General features: G+C 71.0%; 27 protein-coding genes. 23 read left to right on the top strand and 4 right to left on the bottom strand.

Going from position 1 to position 24,918, the window contains the following annotated elements:
* Position 1: 1 nt before the first annotated feature.
* Both ACXDC7_RS00660 and ACXDC7_RS00655 read left to right on the top strand, forming a co-directional pair.
* The gene (locus ACXDC7_RS00660) at positions 2–1,156 is read left to right on the top strand and encodes an acetoin utilization protein AcuC (RefSeq protein ID WP_459220846.1); all 1,155 of its coding nucleotides are present in this window, start codon (positions 2–4) and stop codon (positions 1,154–1,156) included.
* Positions 1,157–1,331: 175 nt separating this feature from the next.
* On the top strand, positions 1,332–1,520 hold the full coding sequence (locus ACXDC7_RS00655; protein WP_459220845.1) for a helix-turn-helix domain-containing protein: 189 nt from the start codon (positions 1,332–1,334) through the stop codon (positions 1,518–1,520).
* On the opposite strand, the gene ACXDC7_RS00650 is transcribed toward ACXDC7_RS00655, so the two are convergent.
* Positions 1,505–2,455 carry an EamA family transporter gene (locus ACXDC7_RS00650; protein WP_246293346.1) on the bottom strand — a complete coding sequence of 317 codons (951 nt, stop codon included), beginning with the start codon at positions 2,453–2,455 and terminating at the stop codon, positions 1,505–1,507. The two genes, ACXDC7_RS00655 and ACXDC7_RS00650, sit on opposite strands and share 16 nt — an antisense overlap.
* 136 nt (positions 2,456–2,591) lie before the next feature.
* On the opposite strand from ACXDC7_RS00650, the gene ACXDC7_RS00645 reads away from it, so the two are divergent.
* From ACXDC7_RS00645 to ccsB, 19 genes are all read left to right on the top strand, one after another.
* Positions 2,592–3,134 carry a CGNR zinc finger domain-containing protein gene (locus tag ACXDC7_RS00645; RefSeq protein WP_179445305.1) on the top strand — a complete coding sequence of 181 codons (543 nt, stop codon included), beginning with the start codon at positions 2,592–2,594 and terminating at the stop codon, positions 3,132–3,134.
* Positions 3,135–3,306: 172 nt separating this feature from the next.
* Positions 3,307–3,408, top strand: coding sequence for a 30S ribosomal protein bS22 (locus tag ACXDC7_RS00640; protein WP_042842924.1), 102 nt, complete (start codon positions 3,307–3,309; stop codon positions 3,406–3,408).
* A 19-nt stretch (positions 3,409–3,427) separates the two neighbouring features.
* Positions 3,428–4,465 carry an NAD-dependent epimerase/dehydratase family protein gene (locus ACXDC7_RS00635; protein WP_459220844.1) on the top strand — a complete coding sequence of 346 codons (1,038 nt, stop codon included), beginning with the start codon at positions 3,428–3,430 and terminating at the stop codon, positions 4,463–4,465.
* Positions 4,458–5,474: a lysophospholipid acyltransferase family protein gene (locus tag ACXDC7_RS00630; protein WP_459220843.1), complete on the top strand. Its 1,017-nt coding sequence runs from the start codon at positions 4,458–4,460 to the stop codon at positions 5,472–5,474. The genes ACXDC7_RS00635 and ACXDC7_RS00630 overlap by 8 nt, the downstream gene beginning before the upstream one ends.
* Positions 5,475–5,504: 30 nt before the next feature.
* Positions 5,505–5,750, top strand: coding sequence for a glutaredoxin family protein (locus ACXDC7_RS00625; RefSeq protein ID WP_459220842.1), 246 nt, complete (start codon positions 5,505–5,507; stop codon positions 5,748–5,750).
* A 197-nt stretch (positions 5,751–5,947) separates the two neighbouring features.
* Entirely contained in the window at positions 5,948–6,679 is a 732-nt protein-coding gene (locus tag ACXDC7_RS00620) for a redox-sensing transcriptional repressor Rex (protein WP_179445308.1), read from the top strand.
* Positions 6,676–7,944, top strand: coding sequence for a glutamyl-tRNA reductase (locus tag ACXDC7_RS00615; protein ID WP_459220841.1), 1,269 nt, complete (start codon positions 6,676–6,678; stop codon positions 7,942–7,944). The genes ACXDC7_RS00620 and ACXDC7_RS00615 overlap by 4 nt, the downstream gene beginning before the upstream one ends.
* Positions 7,941–8,921 carry a hydroxymethylbilane synthase gene (hemC, locus tag ACXDC7_RS00610; RefSeq protein ID WP_459220840.1) on the top strand — a complete coding sequence of 327 codons (981 nt, stop codon included), beginning with the start codon at positions 7,941–7,943 and terminating at the stop codon, positions 8,919–8,921. Before ACXDC7_RS00615 ends, hemC begins: the two co-directional genes overlap by 4 nt.
* Positions 8,922–9,114: 193 nt before the next feature.
* Positions 9,115–10,731 (top strand): bifunctional uroporphyrinogen-III C-methyltransferase/uroporphyrinogen-III synthase, encoded by a 1,617-nt coding sequence (locus ACXDC7_RS00605; RefSeq protein ID WP_218844125.1) that lies wholly within the window; start codon positions 9,115–9,117, stop codon positions 10,729–10,731.
* Positions 10,732–10,733: 2 nt separating this feature from the next.
* On the top strand, positions 10,734–11,726 hold the full coding sequence (gene hemB, locus ACXDC7_RS00600; RefSeq protein WP_218843817.1) for a porphobilinogen synthase: 993 nt from the start codon (positions 10,734–10,736) through the stop codon (positions 11,724–11,726).
* 56 nt (positions 11,727–11,782) lie between these two features.
* Positions 11,783–12,664 carry a DUF805 domain-containing protein gene (locus tag ACXDC7_RS00595; RefSeq protein ID WP_459220839.1) on the top strand — a complete coding sequence of 294 codons (882 nt, stop codon included), beginning with the start codon at positions 11,783–11,785 and terminating at the stop codon, positions 12,662–12,664.
* 71 nt (positions 12,665–12,735) lie between these two features.
* Positions 12,736–13,215, top strand: a complete 480-nt coding sequence (locus tag ACXDC7_RS00590; protein WP_179445312.1) for a DUF805 domain-containing protein — start codon at positions 12,736–12,738, stop codon at positions 13,213–13,215.
* 109 nt (positions 13,216–13,324) lie between these two features.
* The gene (locus ACXDC7_RS00585) at positions 13,325–14,116 is read left to right on the top strand and encodes an alpha/beta hydrolase (protein ID WP_459220838.1); all 792 of its coding nucleotides are present in this window, start codon (positions 13,325–13,327) and stop codon (positions 14,114–14,116) included.
* Positions 14,117–14,180: 64 nt separating this feature from the next.
* Complete coding sequence (hemL, locus tag ACXDC7_RS00580; protein WP_459220837.1) at positions 14,181–15,506, top strand: glutamate-1-semialdehyde 2,1-aminomutase; 1,326 nt, start codon at positions 14,181–14,183, stop codon at positions 15,504–15,506.
* A complete protein-coding gene (locus ACXDC7_RS00575; protein WP_459220836.1) occupies positions 15,499–16,167 on the top strand; it encodes a histidine phosphatase family protein in 669 nt (222 codons plus the stop codon). Before hemL ends, ACXDC7_RS00575 begins: the two co-directional genes overlap by 8 nt.
* An 8-nt stretch (positions 16,168–16,175) precedes the next feature.
* Positions 16,176–16,730, top strand: coding sequence for a TlpA family protein disulfide reductase (locus ACXDC7_RS00570; protein WP_459222787.1), 555 nt, complete (start codon positions 16,176–16,178; stop codon positions 16,728–16,730).
* Positions 16,731–16,732: 2 nt separating this feature from the next.
* Positions 16,733–17,491, top strand: coding sequence for a cytochrome c biogenesis CcdA family protein (locus ACXDC7_RS00565; protein ID WP_459220835.1), 759 nt, complete (start codon positions 16,733–16,735; stop codon positions 17,489–17,491).
* Positions 17,491–19,062, top strand: a complete 1,572-nt coding sequence (resB, locus tag ACXDC7_RS00560) for a cytochrome c biogenesis protein ResB (RefSeq protein WP_179445318.1) — start codon at positions 17,491–17,493, stop codon at positions 19,060–19,062. Before ACXDC7_RS00565 ends, resB begins: the two co-directional genes overlap by 1 nt.
* On the top strand, positions 19,059–20,042 hold the full coding sequence (gene ccsB / locus ACXDC7_RS00555; protein ID WP_459220834.1) for a c-type cytochrome biogenesis protein CcsB: 984 nt from the start codon (positions 19,059–19,061) through the stop codon (positions 20,040–20,042). Before resB ends, ccsB begins: the two co-directional genes overlap by 4 nt.
* Before the next feature lie 221 nt (positions 20,043–20,263).
* Here the strand turns inward: ccsB and ACXDC7_RS00550 are convergent, their stop codons facing one another.
* Complete coding sequence (locus tag ACXDC7_RS00550) at positions 20,264–21,022, bottom strand: SDR family NAD(P)-dependent oxidoreductase (protein ID WP_459220833.1); 759 nt, start codon at positions 21,020–21,022, stop codon at positions 20,264–20,266.
* Between the two features lie 38 nt (positions 21,023–21,060).
* Between ACXDC7_RS00550 and ACXDC7_RS00545 the strand changes: the two genes are divergently transcribed.
* Entirely contained in the window at positions 21,061–21,282 is a 222-nt protein-coding gene (locus tag ACXDC7_RS00545) for a hypothetical protein (RefSeq protein WP_179445321.1), read from the top strand.
* Between the two features lie 6 nt (positions 21,283–21,288).
* Here the strand turns inward: ACXDC7_RS00545 and ACXDC7_RS00540 are convergent, their stop codons facing one another.
* Positions 21,289–22,998: an MFS transporter gene (locus tag ACXDC7_RS00540; RefSeq protein WP_459220832.1), complete on the bottom strand. Its 1,710-nt coding sequence runs from the start codon at positions 22,996–22,998 to the stop codon at positions 21,289–21,291.
* A gap of 226 nt (positions 22,999–23,224) precedes the next feature.
* Between ACXDC7_RS00540 and ACXDC7_RS00535 the strand changes: the two genes are divergently transcribed.
* Complete coding sequence (locus ACXDC7_RS00535; protein ID WP_179445323.1) at positions 23,225–23,614, top strand: VOC family protein; 390 nt, start codon at positions 23,225–23,227, stop codon at positions 23,612–23,614.
* Positions 23,615–23,630: 16 nt separating this feature from the next.
* On the opposite strand, the gene ACXDC7_RS00530 is transcribed toward ACXDC7_RS00535, so the two are convergent.
* Positions 23,631–24,878, bottom strand: a complete 1,248-nt coding sequence (locus ACXDC7_RS00530) for a homogentisate 1,2-dioxygenase domain-containing protein (RefSeq protein WP_459220831.1) — start codon at positions 24,876–24,878, stop codon at positions 23,631–23,633.
* Between the last annotated feature and the right edge of the window lie 40 nt (positions 24,879–24,918).

Raw genomic sequence — 24,918 nt, 5'->3', positions numbered from 1 at the left:
CATGGTCGCCCGGCTGATCCACTCCCCGGATCTGGAGCGCTACCACTTCGGTCCGGACCATCCGATGGGGCCGGGCCGGGTCCAGCTCACCCTGGCGCTCGCCCGCGAGCTCGGCATCCTTGATCAACTCCAGGTGGCGCCGGAGCCGGCCGCGAACGAGGATCTGTTGCGTGCGGTGCACGACGAGCTCTACATCGCCGCGGTGAAGGCGGATCGGACCTCGACGATCTTCGGGATAGGTACGCCGGACAACCCGCTCGTGGTCGGGATGCACGACATCGCCGCCGGGATCAGCGCTGCGACCACCGAGGCGGCGCGTGCGGTCTGGAGCGGCGAGGTCGCGCGCGGGATCAACATCGCGGGCGGACATCACCACGCGATGCCGATGGGCACCAGCGGGTTCTGCGTCTACAACGACATCGCCGTGGCGATCCGCTGGCTGCAGTCGGCCGGTGCGAAGAAGATCGCCTATGTCGACGTCGACGCCCACCACGGCGACGGGGTGCAGGCGATCTTCTACGACGACCCGAGTGTGCTGACCGTCAGCCTGCACGAGTCCCCGGCGTACCTCTTCCCCGGCACGGGCTACCCGACCGAGACCGGCGGTCCGGGCGCCGAGGGGTCGGCGGTGAACGTGGCGCTCCCGCCGGGGGTGGGCGATGCCGGTTGGCTGCGGGCCTTCGAGGCGGTCGTGCCGCCGGTGCTGGAGGCCTTCGCGCCCGACATCCTGATCACCCAGCACGGCTGCGACTCCCACGCCGCCGATCCGCTGACCGATCTGCAGCTCACCCTGGGCGGCCAGGTGGCCAGCTATCGGCGGCTGGCCGAACTGGCCGAGCGGTACGCCCACGGAAGGTGGGTGATCACCGGCGGCGGCGGGTACGCGATGCCGTGGGTGCTGCCGCAGGCCTGGGCCCAACTGCTCGGGGTGGCCGCCGACGTCGAGGTGGACCCGGCGACGCCGCTGCCGAGCGGCTGGCTGCCCGAGGATTGGCGCGAGCGCTCCGGCCCGCCGCCGGCGACCGTCGGCGATCCGGCGCCGGAGTTCACCCCGATCACCGAGGGGCTGGACCCGTCGAGCCGGGTCGATCAGGCGATCCTGGCGACCCGCCGAGCGGTCTTCCCGGAGCTCGGCCTGGACCCGGACGTCTTCTGAATCGCGCAGACACGCCGGTTCGTGACGAATCTGTGATCTTTCCTCTTCCATCTGTTCACACGGGCCACTAGGCTCACGCCTGCAGACCGAGTCGTTCCGGCTCTGCCCGCCTTGCACGACGAGCATGCAATCCGGACCACGCACCCAGGGGGAGCCGATGACTGACCGTGAGCCCGTGAGTGGCATCAATGCCAAGTTCCTCACGGTGGCCGAGGTCGCATCGCTGATGCGGGTCTCGAAGATGTCGGTCTACCGGATGATCCACGCGGGCGAGCTCGAGGCGGTCCGCTTCGGCCGCAACTTCCGGGTCCCCGAGACGGCGGTCGACGCCTACCTGCGCGGCGCGTACTACGACGTCGGCTGAACGTCGACCGGAGTCTCGCGCGCCCGCGGTTCCGCGAGGCGGACCAGCAACACGCCCACGATGATCACGACCCCGCCCGCGAGCTGGGTCGGGCGCAGCGACTGACCGAGTAGCAACCACGCCCACGCCGCCGCGAACAGCACCTCCGTCAGCCCGACGAACGAAGCCAGCCGCGAGCCGAGATGCCGGGTGGCGATGATCCCGGTCAGGTACGCCAGCGCCGTCGCGAGCAGGCCGAGCCCGAGCACCGACACGGGGGCCGGAACGGTGGTGTCTGCGATCGTCACCGGGTCCAGTGAGGCACGCATCGGCAGCAGCCCGAGCGCGCCGACGAGGCCGACGCCGGCGGCGCCGACGAGCAGCCCACCCGCGGCCAGCGTCAGCGGAGGCAGCTCGACCGGGCTGTCGGCCGAGATCACGAAGTAGGCGCCCAGGCAGGCCGCCGCGCCGAGCCCGAAGAGCACCCCGAGCGGGTCCACGCGTACCTCACCGAACACGTCGATCACTCCGAGCAGGCCGGCGATCGCGAGCAGCGTGCCCACGCCGACCAGCACGCCCGGCCGGACCCGCGTCGTCGCCCAGGTCCACCCGACGACCAGCACCGGTGCCAGGTACTCGATCAGCAGCGCGATGCCCACGGGCAGCCGGGTGATCGCCAGGAAGAACAGCAACTGGGTGCCGGCACAGGCGATCAGGCCGAAGGCGGCGATCGTCCGCCAGTGCCGGGTCAGGGTGGCGTACCGGCCGCGCAGCTGCCAGGCCGCGATCGGAGCCAGCAGCAGGCCGCCGAGCGCCAGCCGGACGGTCGTCGTGGCGGCGGGCGTCCAGCCGGCCTCCATCAGCGCGGAGGCGAAGCTGCCCGCGGTGCCGAAGCCGGCCGCCGAGACCAGGGCCACGACCAGCCAGGTCGCGGGGTGTGGGGACGCCGCACGCATGGTCACCTCGTCTCGTTCGGGGCCGGATGTCAGGAGCAAAACCGCTGTTGACTGCTAACGCTAGGCGGCCGCCGGTCATGAGTCAATGGGCGGGTTGCCCCTGTCGCCGGGTACGCTGGGGCGGCGAGGAGGACCGATGACATTCGCCCACGACACGATGCTCGCGCTGCGGGCCGGCGCGGCGCTGGTCAACTCCGCCGAACCGCCGGACACGCTGACCGACCTCGACGACCTGGACGCCTTTCTGGCCCAGCACCCGTTCACCGGTCGGCGCGACGCCACCGACGCCGAACTGCGCGAGGTCCGCGCGCTGCGACCCGTGCTGCGCGGATTCTGGGTCGACGACGAGGAGCTGCTGGTCGAGCGGGTCAACGCCGTGCTGGCCGAGTACGCCGCGCTCCCGCAACTGACCCGCCACGACGGATTCGGCTGGCACATCCACGCCACCGCCGCCGATCGCCCCCTGGCCGCCCGGATCGCCGTGGAACTTGCCATGGCAATGACCGATGTGTTGCGTGCCGGCGAGCGGGACCGGCTCGGATTCTGCGCCGCCGATGACTGCTCCGGCGTGGTCGCCGACCTGTCCCGCAACCGGTCGCGACGCTACTGCGAGAGCGGTTGCGGCAACCGGGTCAATGTCGCCGCCTATCGCGCGCGACGCTCCGCCGCGGCCGGCTGAGAGCGGCCCGCGATTGGGCGATCCGCGCCGGGCGCGGGTACGCTTGCGCATCGGCCGGTCGGCGCCGACGCCCGGGGCACCCCGGCGCGAGGCACCGGCAGCCGACACCGACCCTGCGGCGCGCGCCGATCCCGGCGTACCCCGCACATCGAAGATACGAAAGAGGCTCCACGTGGGTTCTGTGATCAAGAAGCGCCGCAAGCGGATGGCGAAGAAGAAGCACCGCAAGCTGCTCAAGCGCACCCGCATCCAGCGCCGCCGCGCCGGCAAGTAACTCCCCCTCGCGGGCGGCCATGTCGCGGGTAGTCCTGGTCACCGGAGTCGCGCGTCCCGCCGCGCTGGCCTGCGCGCGCGCCCTGTCGCGGCTGCCCGATGTCGAGGTGATCGGCGCCGATCTGGCCGCACCCGCGGGCCCTGCCCGGGAGATCCGGACGATTCGCGTCGACATCCGCAGCCCCGCCATGCGGCGGGTGCTGGCCGCCAACGACGTCGACACCCTGGTGCACCTGGCCACGGCCGACGGCTCGACGGGCCACGGCCATGTCGGCGGCGGCCAGCGCGCGGCCGTCAAGGAGGCCAATGTCATCGGCGCGATGCAGTTGCTCGCCGCCGCGCACCGCGCGCCGAGCATCCGGCGCGTCGTGCTGGCCTCGAGCCCCGAGGTGTACCCGGCCGGGCCGCTCGCCCCGGCCGTCTTCACCGAGAACCTCGCCGGGGCAGCCGGCGCCCGCTCGGGTGGGATGCCGATCCCGTCGGCCCGAGTACGCCTGAGCGCACACGGGCGCGATGCGTTGGAGATCGAGTCCTATGCCCGTGATCTTGCTCAGCGGCGCAGCGATGTGGCGCTGACCATCCTGCGTCCCGCGCCCCTGATCGGGGCCGGCGTGCGTACGGCGCTGACCGACCATCTGACCCAGGCCACGGTGCCGAGCGTGGCGGGATTCGAGCCGAGGCTGCAGTTCCTCCATCCGGTCGACGCGCAGCGGGCTTTTGATCTTGCCGTGCGCGGCGAGCTGGACGGCGTCTACAACGTGGCACCCGACGACGTGATCACGCTCGGCCAGGCGTTGATCATTCTCGGCCGGCGGGATCTTGCCCTGCCCGGGCCGCTGGCCCCACTGGCGGCCGGGATCGGACGCCGGCTCGGGTTGACCTGCAGCACCGCGGCCCAGGTGCAGGCGCTCGCCAGCCCCGCGGTGCTGGACTCGGCCGCGATCCGGGCGGCCGGTTGGCGACCGCGCTACAGCTCCCGCGAGGCCGTCGCCGATTTCGCCCGGGCGGCGGGGCGGACGCGCCGGCCGGGCGCGTGGAACGATGGGGGCCATGGCTGAGCGCGACGGCACCCGGCCGGTCGACGAACCGGGCGACCTCGGAGAGCTGGTGGTCGATCTGGTCCGTGCGGGGCAGCGGCTCGCCGAACACGTCGCCGACCATCCGCCGGCCGAGTTGGCCCGGCTGGGCGACGACCCGCTCGGGGTGGTCGCCGCGATCGCCACGCAGCTCGGCGTGCAGTGGGAGCGGTCGCGGGAGGACCTGCTGGCCTTCGCGCGTACCCGGATGTCCGGCGACTATTCGGTCGACACCTTCGGTTTCGACCCGGAGTTCACCGAGCAGTTCTTCTTGCCCATGCTGCGGCCGCTGGTCGAGAAGTGGTTCCGGGTCGAGGTGCGCGGGCTGGACCGGTTGCCGCGCGACGGCTCCGCGCTGCTGGTCGCCAATCACGCCGGAGCGCTGCCGCTGGACGCGCTCGTGCTGCATTCGGTGGTGCACGACGCGATCGGGCGACATCCGCGGGTGCTGGCCGCTGACCTGGTGTTCAGCACCCCGTTCAGCCACGACTTCGCCCGTCGGATCGGCGCGACCGTGGCCTGCCAGCCCGATGCCACCCGGTTGCTCGAGACGGGCGAGCTGGTCAGCGTCTTCCCGGAGGGATTCAAGGGACTCGGCAAGCCGTACGCCGATCGCTACCGGCTGCGGCGGTTCGGGCGCGGCGGGTTCGTGGCGACGGCCATGCGTACCCGCTCACCGATCGTGCCCGTCTCGATCGTCGGCTCCGAGGAGGTCTATCCGATGATCACCGGCGCGCCGGCCCTGGCGCGGGCCTTCGGGTTGCCCTATCTGCCGGTCACCCCGTTCTTCCCGTGGCTCGGGGTGCTCGGGATGATCCCGTTGCCGTCGAAGTGGATCATCGAGTTCGGCGAACCGCTCCCGGGCGATGCCTTCGATCCGGCCGACGCCGACGACCCGTCGACCGTGTTCGAGACCACCGATCGGGTGCGGGAGCTGGTGCAGAGCCGGCTGCACGTCCTGCTCGCCGAACGCGGGAACCCCTTCACCTGACCGGCGGCGCCCGGCGTACCCTCGCGAAACGTGAGCGAGGCACCCCGGGTCGAGATCTTCACGCGCGTCGGCTGTCACCTGTGCGAGGACGCCCTGGCGATCGTCCGGGACGTGTGCGCCGAGCTGGGGGAGCGGTACGCAGAGACCGACATCGACGCCGACCCCGAGCTCGCGGACCGCTTCACCGATCTGGTCCCGGTGACCTTCGTCGACGGGACCCAGCACGACTACTGGCGGGTCGACCCCGCCCGCCTGCGCGCCGCACTGGCTCCCTGACGACGCGGGCTGAACCGGCAGCCGCGGTCTCAATCGGCAGCCGCGGGTGGTGCAACGTTCGCATCTGCCGGTTCGGTTCGCGGTTGCGGCGGGAGGACAGGGCGCCCTGCTTTGTTCCCGCGTTCACAAGGTCATAACATGGCAAGCGGCCCGGTGCCCATGACCCGGGTGACGTCAGCAGGTCGAGGAGGCGCCGGGTGAGCGAGCCGGATGCGCACATCCCGGATGCCACGGTCGCCCGACTCGCGGCCTATCTCGGGGTGCTGACCCGGCTGTCCGACCAGGGCGTCACCACCGTCTCCAGCAATGAGCTCGCCGAGGCGGCCGGCGCCAACCCGGCGCAGTTGCGCAAGGACCTCTCCCATCTCGGCTCCTACGGGGTCCGGGGGGTGGGCTACGACGTGGCGTACCTGCTGGTCCAGCTCGACCAGCATCTCGGCGCCGGCCCGGATGTCCCGGTGATCATCGTCGGCGTCGGCAATCTCGGCCGCGCGCTGGTCAACCACGCGGGCTTCTCGTCCCGGGGCTTCCGGGTGGTCGGCCTGGTGGACTCGGATCCGGCGCTGGCGGGCGAGCGGGTCGAGGGGCTGCCGATCGCGCCCGAGTCCGCGCTCGAGGAGCTGATCGCCCAGACCGGGGCGAGCATCGCCGTGATCACGACGCCGGGGCAGGCGGCCCAGTCGGTCACCGACCGGCTGGTCGCGAGCGGCATCACGGGCATCCTGAACTTCGCGCCGGCGGCGCTGTCCGTTCCCGATTCCGTGACGGTACGCAAGGTCGACCTCGGCTCCGAGCTGCAGATCCTCGCCTACCACCATCGGCGCGGCCCCGCCTCGCGTACCGCCGTCGAACCGATCACCGCCAGCCTGCCACCGGTCGCGGCGAGCCAGGTCGAACCGAGCCAGAACGTGAGCGTGCCGAAGCCATGAGCGTCCTCGTCCTCAGCGCCTCCCATCACACCGCGTCGGTGGAGCTGCTCTCCGCGCTCACCCTCGACGCGCCCGCCCGCGGCAAGCTCGCCACCGAGGTGTATGCCAGCGAGTTCGTGGACGAGGTGCTGGTCCTGTCCACCTGCAACCGCACGGAGATCTATGCGGCGGTGTCGAAGTTCCACGGCGGCCTCGAGGAGGTGACGACCGCGCTCGCGACCGTCTCCGGCGTACCCCTGCACCGCCTGCAGGACGCCTGCGCGGTCTCCTACGACGAGCGTGCCGTGCAACACGCGTTCTCCGTCGCCTCCGGGATGGCGTCGATGGTCCGCGGCGAGCAGCAGATCCTCGGCCAGGTACGGGCCGCGCTCACCGAGTCCCAGCAAGCCGGAACGGTCGGCACCGCCTTGAACGCCCTGTTCCAGCAGGCCCTGCGCGTCGGCAAGCGGGTCCAGCACGAGACGTCGGCCGGTTCGGCCGGCCGATCGTTGATCACGGCTGCGCTCGACCGGGTACCGACCGTCGCCGGCCGTCGGGTCCTGATCGTCGGCGCCGGTGCGATGGCCTCCCTTGCCGCTCGCACCGCCTACGCCCGCGGCGCCGAGATCGGGTTGGTCAACCGCACCCGCAGCAAGGCCGAGAACCTTGCGGGATCCGTTGCCGGCAAGGTGTTCGCGCTCTCCGAGCTGCGCACCGCCGTCGCACAGGCGGACGTGCTGATCAGTTGCACCGGGGGCCGCGACCCGCTGTTGCGCCCCGATGATCTTGCCGGCAGCGCCGTCCGCCATGCGATCGACCTCGGCCTGCCGGCCGACATCGACCCGGCAGTCGCGCAGTTGCCCGGGGTCGAGTTGATCAACCTGGAGAGCCTGGCCCACGGCGGCTTCGACACCGCCTCCGATGCCGAGCTCGCCGACGCGGAGCGCCTGGTTGCCGACGAGGTCAGCGACTTCCTCGCCGCCCGCCATGCGGCCGCGGTGACGCCGACCGTGGTCGCGCTCCGCACCATGGCGGGCGAGATCCTCGACACCGAGCTGGCCCGCCTCGACGCGCGGACCCGTGGTCTCGGCGAGACCGAGCGCGCCGAGGTCGCCCAGGCGATGCGCCGGGTGGTGGAGAAGCTGCTGCACCAGCCGACGGTCAGGGTCCGCCAGCTCGCCACCGACACCGCGGAGATGGACTACGCGGGCGCGCTGCGTGAGTTGTTCGCACTGGATGCGGACGCGGTACGCGCCGTCAGCGACGCAGAACCCCCGCCGCGATGACCGACCGGACGCTGCGGATCGGCGCCCGCCGCTCCCCGCTCGCCGTGGCCCAGGCCCGCTGGGTCGCCGACCGGCTCGCCGACCGCGGGATCGCCACCGAGCTGGTCGGGATCACCACCCACGGTGACACCGACCCACGCGAACTCACCCAGATCGGCGGCACCGGCGTCTTCGCCGGGGCGGTACGCCGGGCCCTTCGCGACGGTGAGATCGACCTCGCCGTGCATTCCGCCAAGGACCTGCCGACGGTCCCCGAGCCCGGACTCGAGGTGGTGGCCCACCCGGCCCGCGAGGACCCGCGCGATGTCCTGGTCGGCGCCCGGCTGGAGGAGCTGCGCGACGGGGATCGGATCGGCACGGGATCGCCGCGCCGCGCCGCACAGCTCGCCGCCTGGGCGGCCGGGCGCGGCATCACCCTCGAGATCGTGCCGATCCGCGGCAATGTCGACACCCGGATCGGCAAGGTCCGCGACGGCGAGCTCGCGGCGACCCTGCTCGCGGCCGCCGGCCTGCGCCGCCTGGACCGCTTGGACCTGGCAGAGGGTGAGGACGGGGCGCAGGTGTCCGGCGTACCCGCCGAGATCTTGTCGCCGCAGGTGATGCTGCCCGCCGCGGCCCAGGGCGCGCTCGCGGTCGAGGCGGTGCCCGGCACCGCCGCCGCCACGGCCGCCGCCGGACTGGACGATGCCGAGACCCGCGCCCGGGTCGGCGCCGAACGCGCGCTGCTGGCGACGCTGGAGGCGGGATGCACGGCACCGGTGGGGGTGCTCGCGAGTCTCATCAGGCGGCGTGATAGTGGGCCCGATTTGACTCTCGCCGCCGTAATTGGGAGAACGTATCCGAGCACGTTCGACGAGGCGGCCCCGGCCGATCCGCTCCTGCGGGTCGACGGCACCGCGCCGGCGGGCGAGGCAACCGCCCTGGGGGCAACACTTGCGGGCGAATTGCTGGCTCGACTCGACCGGCCAACTCCGTGATCCGGCGCGAGGTCTGAGACCTCCCGGCGGGCGAAAGGAAGCGTGACCTGAAGTGACCAGCACGGCCCGCAAGGCGGCTTCGAACGGTTCCCGGTCCGCGGCGCGCAAGCAGACGAGGAGTTCCTCGACCGCGAACGGCCGTAACGGTACGCCGTCGCGCGGCAAGGCCAAGGCCGGCACCGACCATGCCGCGCTGGCCCCGCCGGCCCGCGGCCGGGTGATCTTCGTCGGCACCGGTCCCGGCGACCCCGACCTGCTGACGCTCGGCGCGGTCGCCGCGATCGCCGATGCCGATGCCGTCGTGCTCGATCACGACGATCTGCGCGCGATCCTCGACCACCCCTCCGTGACGGTCGCCGACGACATCGCCGTCACCGTTGTCGGCCGTCAGCCCTCGGGCAAGCTCCAGCCGCCGTCCGCGCGGGCCCGGACCGTGCTCAAGCTGGCCACCGGCGGCAAGCGGGTGATCCGGCTGGTCGCCGGGGACCCCTTCCTGGACGGCGGTATCGCCGACGAGGCGGCCGCGTGTGTCCGCGGGGGCATCGACTTCGAGGTGGTCCCGGGCGTGTCCAGCCTGACCGCCGTGCCGGAGTACGCCGGCATCGCCATGCAGCACGCCGGCGGCATCCACTTCGCCTCCGCCCCGGACAAGATCACCAAGACCCAGGCCGCGCAGTGGTCGACGACCGGCACGATGGTCGTCTCCACCGTCGCCGGGTTGGTCGCCGAACTGGCGGAATCGGCGCTGGCCGCCGGGCGACCCGGCGAGGACGCCGTGCTGGTCACCTTCGACGGCGGCTCGACGAAGCAGAACTCGATCACCAGCGTGCTCTCCGAGCTCGCCGAGGACATCACGGCCGCGATCGCCGACGCCGGGACCGATCCCGAAGATCCGGTGCATGTGATGGTCGGGCCGGCGGTCAGCCTGCGCGAGGACCTGTCCTGGTACGAGACCAAGCCGCTGTTCGGCTGGCGGGTGCTGGTTCCGCGGACCAAGGACCAGGCCGGCCCGATGACCACCCGGCTGCGCACCTACGGCGCGCACAGCGAGGAGGTGCCGACGATCTCGGTCGAGCCGCCGCGCAGCCCGCTGCAGATGGACAAGGCGGTACGCGGGCTGGTCGAGGGCCGCTACGAGTGGATCGTGTTCACCTCCGCCAATGCCGTCCGGGCGGTTCGCGAGCGCTTCGAGTCCTACGGCCTGGATGCCCGCGCCTTCTCCGGCCTGAAGGTCGCCGTCGTCGGCAACACCACCGGTGCCGCGCTGCAGGCCTGGGGAATCGAGCCCGATCTGGTGCCGGCCGGCGAGCAGTCGGCGGCCGGGCTGGCCGCGGAGTTCCCGCCCTATGACGAGGTGCTCGACCCGATCAACCGCGTCTTCCTGCCGCGCGCCGACATCGCCACCGAGACACTGACCGCCGGGCTGACCCGGCTCGGCTGGGCCGTGGAGGACATCACGGCCTACCGCACCGTCCGGGCCGCGCCGCCCGCGCCGGAGGTCCGCGAGGCGATCAAGACCGGCCGGTTCGATGCGGTCGTCTTCACCTCGTCCTCGACGGTACGCAATCTCGTCGGCATCGCCGGCAAGCCGCATCCGTCGACCGTGATCGCCGCGATCGGCCCGGCCACCGCGCAGACCTGTGAGGAGCACGGGCTGGCCGTCGACGTGATGGCGGGCAAGCCGTCGGCGATCGAACTGGCCGATGCCCTGGCCAATTTCGCGGCGGAGCGGCGCGACGCGCTGGTGGCCGACGGCGAGCCGGTGTTGCGGCCGTCGGAGGTCCGCAGCAGCCGCCAGCGCCGCCGTTGATCATGGACGAGTCGCTGATCATGGAAGGCGCGATCCGGCCGCGCCGGCTGCGGACCAGCCGGGCGCTGCGGGGGCTGGTCTCCGAGACCGCGGTGCGGCCCGAGCAGTTGATCCTGCCGGCTTTCGTCGCCGAGGGTGCGGCCGAACCGCGTCCGATCTCGTCCATGCCCGGCGTCGTCCAGCACACGATGGCGAGCCTGCGGGCGCAGGCCCGGCGCTGCGTCGAGGCCGGCCTGGGCGGGATGATGATCTTCGGCGTACCCGAACACAAGGACGCCACCGGATCCGGTGCGCTGGCCCCGGACGGCGTGCTGAATGTCGCGTTGCGCGAGGTACGCGAGGAGGTCGGCGACGACCTGTTGGTGATGAGCGACGTCTGTCTCGACGAGTTCACCGACCACGGCCACTGTGGGGTGCTCGATGATCACGGCCGGGTCGACAACGACGCGACCGTCGAGCTCTATGCGCAGATGGCGGTCCGGCATGCCGATGCGGGTGCCCATGTGGTCGGCCCGAGCGGGATGATGGACGGCCAGGTCGGCGCCATCCGGGCGGCGCTGGATGCCGCCGGTCATCTCGACACGGTGATCCTCGCGTACTCGGCGAAGTACGCCAGCGCGTTCTACGGCCCCTTCCGCGAGGCCGTCGACTCCTCGCTGACCGGCGACCGGTTGGCCTACCAGCAGGATCCGGCGAATGCCCGGGAGGCGCTGCGCGAGGTCGACCTCGATCTCGAACAGGGTGCCGACATCGTCATGATCAAGCCGGCGCTGGCGTACCTGGATGTGATCCGCGCGGTCCGCGACCACGTCGACGTGCCCGTCGCGGCGTACAACATCTCCGGCGAGTACGCCATGATCGAGGCGGCCGCCGCGAACGGCTGGCTGGATCGCGAACGCGCGATCGACGAGACGCTGTTGTCGATCCGGCGGTCCGGCGCCTCGATCATCCTGACCTATTGGGCGCTGGAATATGCCCTGCGGAATCGCCCCTGAGCGGACCCCCGCGCGCCTAGTGTGTTCGTGTCGTTCCACGCAATCTGGAGGAATCGGTGAGTCAGCAGTTCGACCCCTACGGGCAACAGCCCGGCCAACAGGGCTACCAGCAGCAGCCGGCCTACCCGGCCCAGCCCGCCTACCCGCCGTCCGGCTACGGGATGTCGGCCCCCTTCAAGCCGGAGGGCGATCCGGGCACCCGTGACCTCCCTTGGTACGGGATCGGTCCCGTGGACGCGGTCAAGCGCTACTACGGCAACTACGTGAACTTCAACGGGCGCGCCAGTCAGAGCGAGTTCTGGTGGGTGATGCTCTTCATCGGCGTCGTGATGACCGTCTTGTATGTCGTGGCGATGATCGGGTTGGCGGTGGGCGCCGCCAACAGCAGCAGCTCCGACGACATGCCGGTCGGGGCCGTGCTCGGCTTCGGGTTGCTCATCCTCTTCGCCCTGGCGAACGTGTTGCCCAGCATCGGGCTCACCATCCGGCGCCTGCACGACGCGAACCAGTCCGGCTGGCTGTACCTGCTGGCCCTGATTCCCTATGTCGGCGGCATCGCCCCGATCGTCTTCGGCCTGCTGCCGACCCATCCCGCCGGTACGCGGTTCGATCCGGTCGGCGCGACCCGGGCGATCTCGCAGTATGGCGGCGATCCCTACGCCCAGCAGGGGTACGCCCAGTCCGGCTACGACCAGCAGCCGGGTTACGGGCAGCAGCCCGACTACGGGCAGACCGGTTACGGGCAGCAGCAGGACTACGGGCAGTCGGGCTACGGCCAGTACGGCTCGGGCCAGTCCGGCTACGGGCAGTCGGGGCCGACGGACTACAACCAGCCCGGTTACGGGCAGTACGGCTCGGGCCAGTCCGGCTACGGGCAGTCGGGGCAGGGCGAGCCCGGACAAGGTGATCCGGGCCGCGGTCCCGAGACCTGGCGCTGACGCCCGGCGCCGGTGACCCCGGCGCGCTCTACCGTTGTCCAGACGTCCCGACAATCAAGGAGAAACAAACCATGAGCCAGGCATACGGCGGCTACACCGGCGGCGACGTGCCCGCCACCACCGGCGATCCGGGCAACCTCGCTCTCCCGTGGTACGGCATCGGCTTCGGTGCCGCCATCAAGCGCTTCTTCGCCAAGTACGCCGTGTTCACCGGGCGCGCCAGCCGCGGAGAGTACTGGTGGGTGTTCCTCGCGATCCTCCTCCTCGGGATCCTCTTCAACATTCTGCTCACCGCGACCGGGGCGACCAACGCCGAGGCGATGTCGAACGGAGCGATGCCCGCGGCCGCGGTTGCCGTTTCCGGAATCTTCGGTTTGATCTACCTCGCCATCCTGATCCCGAATCTCTCCGTGACCGTGCGCCGGCTGCACGACACGGACAAGTCGGGCTGGTTCATCCTGATCGGCCTGATCCCCTTCGTCGGCGGCATCATCTTGCTGATCCTGCTGGCCATGGGCTCCAACCCGGCCGGGGCGCGCTTCGACCGCTGAGCCGCTGACCTGAGCGTTTCGCACACCGCGCCCGGCGCGGGCCCGCTAGCGTGGGCCCCGCCGGGCGCGGCGCGTCTCCGCCCGGCGCGGCCGCGACGGGGAGGCAACGATGGAGTTCAGCCAGCACGGGCATGCGGGGGAGCTCACGGCGTACCGTTGGCACAACGGCGACGAACCGACCTGGATCGCGGTCCTGGTGCACGGTTACGGCGAGCACCTGGGCCGCTACCAATGGGTCGCCGGGCGGCTGGCCGAACACGGCGCCGCCGTCTACGGGGTCGACCACCAGGGCCACGGCAAGTCCTCCGGGGATCGGGCCGTGATCGATGACTTCGACGCCGTCGTGGGCGATGTCCGCAGCCTGGTCCAGACCGCCCGCGCCGAGCACCCCGGGCTGCCGGTGGTGCTGATCGGCCACTCGATGGGAGGCATGATCGCGGCCCGCTACCTGCAGTTGCATCCCGACGACATCGCCGCCGCCGCGCTGACCGGGCCGGTGCTCGGCTCCTGGCCGGTGCTGGACCAGCTGCGCGGGGTCGACGACATCCCCGACCTTCCGATCGATCCGGACACCCTGTCGCGCGACCCCGAGATCGGTCGGGCCTATGCCGAGGATCCGCTCGTCTACCACGGCCCGTTCAAGCGGCCGATGCTCGACGCGCTGCAGACCTCGCTGGACCGGATCAACGACGGCGGCCGCCTGCGCGTCCCCACCATCTGGCTGCACGGATCCGACGACCAGCTCGTCCCGATCGAGGCCACCCGGGCCGGCTGGGAGCAGATCGCGCCGGACGACTCCGAGTCCCGGACCTATCCCGACGCTCGGCACGAGATCCTCAACGAGACCAATCGCGACGAGGTCCTCGCCGACCTGCTGGCCTTCACCGACGCGCATCGCTGAAGCCGATGCCCGGTGTCATTGCCGGGTTTGGCGTTTTCCACTACAGCGCGTAGAAATGGGGACCATGACCGCGCGCTCCGCAGCCCTCTTCGATGCTGCGCGCCGGGTCATCCCCGGCGGCGTGAACTCGCCGGTCCGGGCCTTCAACTCCGTGGGCGGTACGCCGCGCTTCATCACCTCGGCCAGCGGGGCGTACCTGACCGATGCCGACGGCAACGAACTGGTCGACCTGATCTGCTCCTGGGGGCCGATGCTGCTCGGCCACGCCCACCCCGAGGTGGTCGCGGCGATCACCGAGGCCGCCGCCCGCGGCACCAGCTACGGTGCGCCGACGCCGGCCGAGATCGACCTGGTCGCCGAGATCGTCGACCGGACGCCGGTCGAGCAGGCCCGGCTGGTCAACTCCGGCACCGAGGCCACGATGAGCGTGCTGCGACTGGCCCGCGGGATCACCGGCCGGGACAAGATCGTCAAGTTCGCCGGCTGCTACCACGGGCATGCCGATTCGCTGCTGGCCGCCGCGGGGTCGGGCCTGGCCACCCTGGGCATCCCGGGTACGCCGGGCGTCACCGCGGGCACCACCGCCGACACCATCGTGCTGCCCTACAACGATCGCGCGGCCGTCACCGCCGCCTTCGCCGAGCACGGGCCCGAGATCGCGGCGCTGATCACCGAGGCCAGCCCGGGCAACATGGGCGTGGTCCCGCCCGCCGAGGGCTTCAACGCCTTCCTCGCCGAGACCGCCCGCGCGCACGGCGCCCTGTTCGTCTCCGACGAGGTGATGACGGGGTTTCGGGTCTCCCGCTCGGGGCAGTTCGGGCTGGACGGTGTCGCGCCCGACCTGATGACCTTCGGCAAGGTGATGGGCGGCGGCTTCCCGTGCGCCGCATTCGGCGGCCGGGCCGAGCTGATGGGCCACCTCGCGCCGGTCGGCGAGGTCTACCAGGCCGGTACGCTGAGCGGCAATCCCGTGGCGGCCGCCGCCGGCCTGACCACGCTGCGGCTGGCCACCGACGAGGTCTATGCGGGCCTCGGGGCCCGGGCCGACCAGCTCCGCGCGGCGGTCTCCGAGGCGCTGCGCGGCGCCGGCGTACCTCACCTGGTGCAGTCCGCCGGCAGCATGTTCAGCTTCTTCTTCACCGACGCCGACGAGGTCGTCGACTATGCCGGCGCCAGCGGTCAGGACACCGCCGCCTTCGCGGCGTTCTTCCACGCCATGCTCGACGCGGGGGTCCACCTCCCGCCGAGCGCCTTCGAGGCGTGGTTCCTGTCGGCCGCGCACGACGACGCGGCCATCGACAAGGTGATCACGGCCCTGCCGGAGGCCGCCCGGGCCGCCGCCCGGGCCGCCGAGGACCCCCAGCCGAAGCAAGGAAATGATCATGACTGATGCCGGCGATCGCGTCGTCGTCCACCTCGTCCGGCACGGCGAGGTGGACAATCCCGACGGCGTTCTCTACGGCCGGCTGCCGGACTACCACCTGTCCGGGCGGGGCCGGGAGATGGCCGAGCGGGTCGCCGAGCACACCGCCGACTGGCCGATCACCCATCTGCGCAGCTCGCCGCTGGAGCGGGCCCAGGAGACCATGGCGCCGATCGCCGCCCTGCGCCCCGACCTGCGGGTGGTCACCGACGACCGGGTGATCGAGGCGGCCAACCGACTCGAGGGTCGCGTGTTCTCCGCCGGCGCCAGCGCGCTGCGCGATCCGCGAGTGTGGTGGCACCTGCGCAACCCGCTGCGCCCGTCCTGGGGCGAGGCGTACCGCTCGATCGTCGCCCGGATGCGGACGGCGATCCGCGATGCCGCGGAAGCCGCCGGGCCCGGCGGGCAGGCGTTGATCGTCTCCCACCAGTTGCCGATCTGGATGGCCCGCAGCGCGGCCGAGGGCCGCCGGCTGGTGCATGACCCGCGCCGCCGCGAGACCAGCCTGGCCTCGATCACGTCGTTCGTGCTGCGCGACGGCCGGATCGCCGCGGTCAGCTATGCCGAGCCGGCCGCCGATCTGTTGCCGGTGAAGCGTTCCCGGCGGAAGTTCGTCGCGGGAGCCTGATGAGCGCGATCGTTTCCCGCGCCGCCGCATTCGCCGTCGCCGCCGCCCTGCTGCTGGTCGGCTGTTCGTCGGGTTCCGGTACGACCGGCTTCGTCTCCGCCGAACCCGGCCTGACCCGCGTGCCGCCGGGCGAGCGGGAGCCGGCGCCCGTGGTGAGCGGCACCACGCTCGACGGCAAGCCGATCTCCACCGCGGACTATCCCGGCAAGATCATCGTGATCAACGTCTGGGGCTCGTGGTGTGCGCCGTGCCGCAAGGAGGCGCCGGAGCTGGTCGAGGCAGCCGCAGCGACCAAGGACCGGGCGCAGTTCATCGGGATCAATACGCGCGACCCGGCCCCGCAGGCCGCCCTTGCCTTCCAACGCGCGTTCGGGCTGAACTACCCGTCGATCTTCGACGGCGACGGCGTCGCGGTGGTCAGCTTCGCCGGAACCCTGCCGCCGAACGGCATCCCGAGCACCCTGGTGATCGATGCCGAGGGCAGGATCGCCGCCCGGGTGCTGGGTCCGACCACCAAGGCGACCCTGGTCGGACTGATCGACGACACCGCGGCGGGGCGCTGATCATGGAGCTCGGCGCCATCGCCCAGGAGCTCGCGCAGGGCAGCCTGCTGGTCGCCGTGCCGATCGCGCTGCTTGCCGGGGTGGTCTCCTTCTTCTCGCCGTGCGTGCTGCCGTTGTTGCCCGGCTATCTGTCCTATGCCTCCGGCATGTCGGCGAGCGAGGTGGTCCGCGGAGAGGCGCCGCGCGGTCGCATCCTGGTCGGTACCGTGCTCTTCGTCGCGGGCTTCGCCTTCGTCTTCGTCAGCGCCGGGGCCGCCTTCGGCGGGGTCGGGCTGGCGCTGCAGCGCTTCGCCGATCCGCTCACCCGCGTACTCGGAGTGGTGATGATCATCGTCGGGCTGATCTTCGCCGGATTCGTCTCGTTCGGGCAGCGCGACCTGCGGCTGAGCCGGGTGCCCGCGATCGGGCTGGCCTCCGCGCCGTTGCTCGGGGTGCTCTTCGGGCTCGGCTGGACCCCGTGCATCGGGCCGACCCTGGCGGTGGTGCTGACGCTGGCCTACACGGAAGCCTCGGCGGTACGCGGGGCCGCCCTGTCGGCGATCTACGCACTCGGGCTGGGCGTACCGTTCGTGATCGCCGGCCTCGCCTTCGCCAGGTTCAACCGCTCTGTCGCCTGGCTGCGCCTACACAGCGGGCTGATCCAGCGGATCGGCGGTGTGGCCATGATCGCGATCGGGCTGTTGATGGTGAGCGGCGTCTGGGGCTGGCTGCTCGGCCTGGTCCGGCAATGGGTCGGCGCGTTCGGGATGACGGTGATCTGATGGTCGTCGACGCACCGGAACGGGTCGGCAGCGCGCCGACCGGCCCGAAGTTCGGGCTGGTGGACTGGGTGCGCTGGATCTGGCGCCAACTGACCGCCATGCGGACCGCGCTGGCCCTGCTCTTCCTCGGCGCGCTCGCCGCGATCCCCGGTTCGTTCGTGCCGCAGCGCTCGATCCGCCCGTTCGAGGTGGACCAGTTCATCGCCGACAATCCGCAGCTCGGGGCGTTCTACGACGCGATCGGGATGTTCTCGGTCTACACCTCGCCGTGGTTCTCCGCGATCTATCTGCTGCTGCTGATCTCGCTGGTCGGCTGCATCGTGCCGCGGATCGGCACCTACGCCCGCGCGCTGCGCGCCGAGCCGCCGCGTGCCCCGCGCAATCTGAACCGCCTGCCCGGGCATCTGGCGGGCACCGTGACCGATGCCCCGCAGGCGCTCGAGCGCGCGGAGGCGTACCTGCGGAAGAAGCGGTTCCGCGTGCTGCGGCGCGGTGACGAGCTGAGCGCCGAACGCGGCTATCTGCGCGAGGCCGGCAATCTGGTCTTCCACGTCGCGCTGGTGCTGATCCTGGTCACGGTCGCGATCAGCGTGCTGTGGGGTTTTCGCGGCACCTCGGCGACGCTGATCGGCCGCGGCTTCTCCAACAACCTGAGCTTCTACGACGATGTCAGCGCCGGCGCGCTGTTCCGCACCGACCAGTTGCCGCCGTTCACCGTGCGCGTCGACGGCTTCGACGTCAGGTACGGGCTGGACCCCGCGACCGCCGGCCGCCCACTGTCCTTCCGCGCGGACACCACGGTGATCGAGGGGCCGGGGGAACCGCCCCGGCAGGCCTCGATCGAGGTGAACAAGCCGCTGTCCATCGACGGTATCGATGTCCACCTGCTCGGCTACGGGTACGCCCCGATCGTCACCGTCACCGATGCCCGGGGCAATGTCGGCTACTCCGGCCCGGTGATCTTCCTGCCCCAGGACGGCAACTTCACCTCGGCCGGGGTGATCAAGGTCCCCGATGCCCGCCCGCAGCGGCTGGCCTTCCAGGGGTTCTTCCTGCCGACGGCGACGGTGGACGAGGCGGGCCCGCGCTCGGTCTTCCCGGACGCCTACTCACCCGAACTGTTCCTGAACGCGTGGTCCGGGCCCCCGGTCGTGGAGACCGGCATCCCGGAGAACGTCTACCAGCTCAACCCGACCGGCCTGGAACAGTTCCGCAGCGCCGACGGCGAACCGCTGCGGCTGCGGTTGAAGCCCGGCGAGTTCTACGACCTGCCGAACGGCGCGGGCCGGATCTCCTTCGACGGCTGGACGCGCTGGGTGCGGCTGCAGTATTCGCGTACCCCCGCCGCCGTGGGGATGCTGGGGGCGATCGGGCTGGCCGTGACGGGATTGTGCGTGTCGCTGTTCGTCCGGCCGCGGCGGATCTGGGTCCGCGCCCGGGCGGGCGGGGACGGGCCCGCCGAGGTCGAGGTCGCGGGCCTGGACCGCGTCGGTGGTCGGGCCGACATTGATGACGAACTGGCGGCCGTGCGGGCCGCACTGCAGGATGAGGGCGGGAAGGAAGAACGATGATCGCGGAGTATTCCTATCTGGCGACGATCACTGCCGCGGTGGTGTTCTTGTTCGCTGCCATGCTGCACGCCGTCGAGTGGGCGTCGGCGGGGGTACGCCGGCAGCGCCGCGCCGCCGCCCTGCGGGAGCCGGCGCTGGTCGCGGCCGGAGGCGGGGCGGGCGAGACGGTCTCCGCGCCGGGTGCTGAGGCGGACAGCGGCGACGACCCGGGTCCGGACCCGGCCGGTGCGGAGGAGCGGACCGGCCGGTTCGGTCGGATGGGCCTCGCGCTCAGCCTGGTCGCGACCGCGCTGGTGCTGGCCGGGGTGATCACCCGCGGGGTGGCCGCGCAGCGGCTGCCGCTGTCCAACATGTATGAGTTCTGCTCGATGGCGATGCTCGTTGTCGCGGTGTTCTACCTGGTGTTGAACCTGCGCTACAAGATGACCTTCCTCGGGCTGCCGGTGACGCTGCTGCTCACCCTGGGGCTGGGCGCGACGGTGACCTGGTTCTACGTCGACATCGTCCCGCTGATTCCGGCGTTGCAGTCGGTCTGGTTCGAGTTCCACATCAGCGCGGCGGCGATCTGTGCCGCGGCATTCAACATCGCCGCGATCACCTCGATCCTCTACCTGCTCCGCCGGCGCGCGGACGCCAAGGGCGGGGCCAAGGGCTATCTGTCGCGGCTGCCATCGGCGGAGAAGCTGGACCGGATCTCTTATTGGTGCCTGGCCTTCGCCTTCCCGCTGTGGACGTTCACGATCACCGCCGGGGCGATCTGGGCGCAGTACGCCTGGGCCCGATTCTGGGGCTGGGATCCGAAGGAGACCTGGGCGTTGGTGACCTGGGTGATCTATGCCTGCTATCTGCACGCTCGGCTGACCGCCGGTTGGCGGACGGTGGTGCCCGCCGTGATCGCGATCATCGGCGCGATCTCCTTCTGGTTCAACTTCGTCGGGATCAACCTCCTGGTGTCGGGACTCCACTCCTACGCCATGTGACGGTCGCCATCTGACCGCGCGGGCGTACCTGGATCCGCGGGCTGAATCGGCAGGTGCGGGCTGAGTATCGCTCGCGGGTGCCGGTTGGGTTCGCGGATGCGGGCGTACCTGGATCCGCGGGCTGAATCGGCAGGTGCGGGCCGAGTAACGTTCGCGGGTGCCGGTTGGGTTCGCGGATGGCCGGGCGTACCGCTATCCGTGGCAGGTGGGTGCGTCCGGGTTCAGTACCGGATCACCCGCTGGGAGACCGGCAGGACGAGTCGGCTCGGCAGCCGCTTGGCCAGGTTGGCCATGATCGAGTTGGCGGCGCCGTCGATCACGCTCGGGGCACCGCGGCGCAGTGCGCGGAAGGTGCTCTGCACGACCTGTTCGGGGGTACGCCTGCGCGACATCAGCGAGTCGTCGCCGGCGGCGGCGAAGAAGCCGGTCTCGGTGGGTCCCGGGCAGACGGCGATCGCGCGTACCCCGGAACCGCGCAGTTCGGACCACAGGGCCTCGGTGAGACTGAGTACGTAGGCCTTGGTGGCGGCGTAGACGGCCATCGTCGGGATCGGCTGGTACGCCGCGGTGCTGGCGATGTTGATCACCGCCCCGGCGCGGCGGTCGATCATCGCCGGCAGCAGGGCACGGGTGAGCAGGGTCAGCGTGACGCAGTTCAGCGTGATCTCGTCGGCCATCCGGGCCGGGTCGACATCGGCGAACTCACCGACCGTGGCGAAGCCCGCGTTGTTCACCAGGGTGTGCACATGGCCGAGCTCGGCGGCCCGTGCGACCAGATGCTCGCGTCCCTCCGCGGTGGCGAGGTCGACCGCGACGGGCTCGACGCGTACGCCGTGCGCGGTTGCCAGCTCCTCGGCCAGCTCGCCCAGCCGCTCGGCGCTGCGGGCCGCGATGATCAGGTTGTTGCCCCGGCGGGCGAGATAGCGCGCATAGTGTTCGCCGAGGCCGCCACTGGCGCCGGTCACGAGAGCGAAGTCCATGCGCGCAGCCTAGGGCAGCGGCACGCTCACTCCCCGGTGTGGGCGGCGCGGAGCTGGTCGCGCAACCCGAGGGCAACCTGGCCAGGTTCTTGTTCACCGATCCGATCGCCCGGCCCCCCGACGACCGGCGGCTGCGCGAGCTCATCGCCGAGCGGCTGGTGGTGCTGCACCCGGGGCGGTCCGCGGTGGCGCGAGATCAGGTACGCATCCTGACCTCGCTCGCGGCATCGCGCACGCCTGTCGCGCGGACCGCCCCGTGACCGGGCTCAGTCGCTCGTGTTGCCGGAGGACTTGGCCGCCTCCTCTTCCTCCAGCGCCTTGCGTTCGATGTCCATCGCGGCCTCGTGGGCCTCGACGTCGCGCCGCGCCCGCGATGGCCGCCATCGGCCGTTCATCACGAAGATGAACGGGATGAACACGACCTGGCAGAGCACGGAGATCCACCACCAGCGCTGCCACTGGCCGGGGCTGTCCTTGGCCGCCTGGGTGACCTCGGCTGCGTTCTCGCCGAAGTAGGTGAGCTCCTCGGTCGCCTCCTCCACGGTGGAGGCCAGCGGCTGCCCGGTCTTCGGGTCGGGCACGGTCATCAGGTCGTCGATCGCCGCGGCGGCGGCCTCCTTGTCGGCCGGGTTGGCGGCGAGCTCGGCCAGGGTCTCCGGGGCGATCACCTCGGCGATCTCTGCCACCCGGGTGCCCTTGTCCATCAGGGTCGTGGTCGCCGGCAGCGCAAAGCCGAACGCGATCAAGGTGATCGTGATGGTGGTCCGGATGATCCAGCCGTAGACCGCCAGGCCAGTCGCGGTGGCGGCCGGGTTGTGCCGCTCCACGGTCTCGGTGAAGGACGCGATCCACCCGCAGAACGCGACGCCGGCGAAGAAGGCGGTGACGATGAACAGGATCCGGAAGGTGTCGTAGGAGGTCGACAGGTCGGTCGACCGCATCGCGAAGATCGACAACGTGACGATGCTGCCGATGGCGCCGACCAGCATGAACGGCTTGCGTACCAACAACTTGTCCGAGATCACGCCGGCCAACAAGATGCCGACCGCGTTCGCGATCCAGTACCAGTTGGCGAGGCTGTTCGCCTGGGACTCCGAGTAGCCGAAGATCGAGGCGAAGTAGACGACCAGGAAGCCGACCGCGATGTAGTAGAAGACCAGGAACAGGCTGACGGCAATCGCCGCGCCGATGATGTCCAACCGCAGCATCTGCCGCCAGGTGTTGCGGTGCAGCTTCGTCTCGTCCAGGTTGCGCGCCCGCGCCTCGAGCACGGCGCGGTCGCGGAGGCTGACCATCAACTGGTCGCGCAGGGCCGGCGACAGCTCGCGCAGGGTGAACGCCGCGATCACCGCGACGACCAGACCGATGATGCCGCACAGGTAGAACTGGGTCTGCCAGCTCGGCAGGACGCCCAGCGTGCTGCTGGTGATCATGGTCACCGCGAGACTGCCGAGCACCGGGCCCATCGTCCAGAACGCCATCGCGCTGGCCCGCCCGAGCTGCGGCGAGAAGTCGCGGATCAGCGCCGGAGTGGCCACCAGCATGACACCCTCGACGATGCTCAGCACCGCGAACCAGAAGGTGTAGACGACCGCGCTGCCCGCATGCGGCAACGCGAACAGGACGATCGCGGCGGTGATGAACAGCCCGACCACCACCAGGTTGGCGCGCCCCCAGCGGTCGGCGAGCCCGGCGCCGAGCGATCCGAACGCGCCGACGAAGTTGCCGATCACGGAGACATAGACGAACTGCATGAACGACATCCCGAAGGCCGTGATCACCTGCGTCGCGACCGCGCCCTGGATGTAGAGCTCGTAGTACAAGATGATCGTGGCGAGAACCGTCACGCCCAGATAGAGGTAGCGCCGGCCGTTCGACGGATAGTGCGGGAGTTGGCGCTTCCACAGCGCGGACAGCGGCGAGCTGGGCGTCGCCGCGTCGTGCGATGCCCGCTCGGCGGACGGTGCAGCGGTCATGTCTTGTCGGCTCCTTTGCCAAGCGGGCGGGCGCCCGCACACTGATACGACGGGTCACTGTGACATGCGCCACGAACACCGTCGACAGCTCGCGGATCACCAGATGAATCGCTCGACAGGAAACTTTCGGCGGCCCTGGGCGCAGATGCCGAAGCGTCGGCCGATCCGTCGGCCGGAGCGCCCAAATGTCCACGCAGGCGGCCCCGGATCGTTGAACAGTGGGGCCATGAGCGACAACACGACAGCGAACAATCGAGTACGCGCGACCGGCATCGTGGCGAACCTGCCGACGAGCGACCCGGCCCGATCACGAGCCTTCTATGCCGACTTCCTCGGCCTCGACGTTGACGCCTTCGACCTGGGCTGGGTGGTGAACCTGCAGACCCCCGACGGCCGCGCGTCGGTGCAACTGGTCAGCCGCGACGCCACAGCCACGGAGGACTCGGTGATCTCGGTCCACGTGGGGGACAAGATCGATCTGGCCTGGGAGGAGGCGGGCCGGCTCGGCCTGGAGATCGTCCACCCACTGACCACCGAGGAGTGGGGGGTACGCCGGTTCTTCGTCCGGGATCCGGACGGGAACGTGATCAACATCGTCAGCCACGTCGACGAGTGATCACCTCGCGGCGCGCTCAGGACCGGCCGCCGACCCAGCTCCAGGCATAGACCCCGTCGTCCGCGGCGGCGCCGCCCTCGCCCAGCTCCAGCGGGCGGAAGGTGTCGACCATCACGGCCAGCTCGTCGAACTCGGTGACGCCGATCGACTTCTCGTACGCCCCCGGCTGCGGCCCGTGCGGGTGGCCGCCGGGATGCACGGAGATCGAGCCCTTGCCGATCCCGGAGCCCTTGCGCGCCTCGTAGTCGCCGTCGACGTAGAACATGATCTCGTCGGAGTCGACGTTGGAGTGGTAGTAGGGCACCGGGATCGACAGTGGGTGGTAGTCGACCTTGCGCGGCACGAAGTTGCAGATCACGAAGTTCTGCCCCTCGAAGACCTGGTGTACCGGCGGCGGCTGGTGCACGCGCCCGGTGATCGGCTCGAAGTCGGCGACATTGAAGGCGTACGGATAGAGGCAGCCGTCCCAGCCGACGACGTCCAGCGGATGCTGCGGCAGGGTGTGGATCGACCCGACGATGCCGGACGGGCCGTTGCCGCGGTGCTTGACGTGGACCTCGGTCGGTTCGGCCGGGTCGGCGCCGATGTCCTCGGCGAGCAGCGGGCCGGCCGGTTGCCGAAGATCACGCTCGCAGTAGGGGGCGTGCTCGAGAAGCTGGCCGAACCGGCTGAGATAGCGCTTCGGCGGCGTGATGTGGGAGTTGGCCTCGATGGCGTACACCCGCAGGGGCTCGGCGTACCCGTCGGATTCCGGGGTACGCGGGAGCCAGCGATGGGTGGTTGCGCGCGGGATGATCAAGTAGTCGCCGGGGCCGAGCTCGAATGCGCCGAAGATCGTTTCCACCCGGGCGTGACCGCGCTCGACGAAGAGGCACTCGTCGCCGATGGCATTGCGGTACCACGGGCTGGGCCGGTTCGCCACCACATAGGAGATCCGGACATCGGCATTGCCGAGCACCAGCCGCCGGCCGGTGACCACGTCATGATCATCGGCCGGTCCGTCGTCGCCGACCTCGAACAGGTCGTGCAGGCGCAGGTGGCGCGGTTTGAGCGGGTGGTTCGGGGTGGTGGCGAGGGAGTCGCCGAGGTCCCATGCGGCGACCTCGGCCAGGGCGGAGGGGATCGCCCGGTGGTAGAGCAGCGAGGAGTCCGAGGAGAAGCCCTCCTCGCCCATCAGCTCCTCGAAGTAGAGGGCACCGTCTGGCGTGCGGTGCTGGGTGTGTCGCTTCGGCGGCACGGCTCCCTGGGTCAGGTAGTGGGCCACGGCGCCCTCCTCGGGTGATCGCCCGGTCCCGGCGGATGTC

Source organism: Naumannella huperziae (assembly GCF_054073625.1).
The sequence above is the reverse complement of the archived record's forward strand: the minus strand, read 5'-3'. Positions and strand labels throughout refer to the sequence as shown.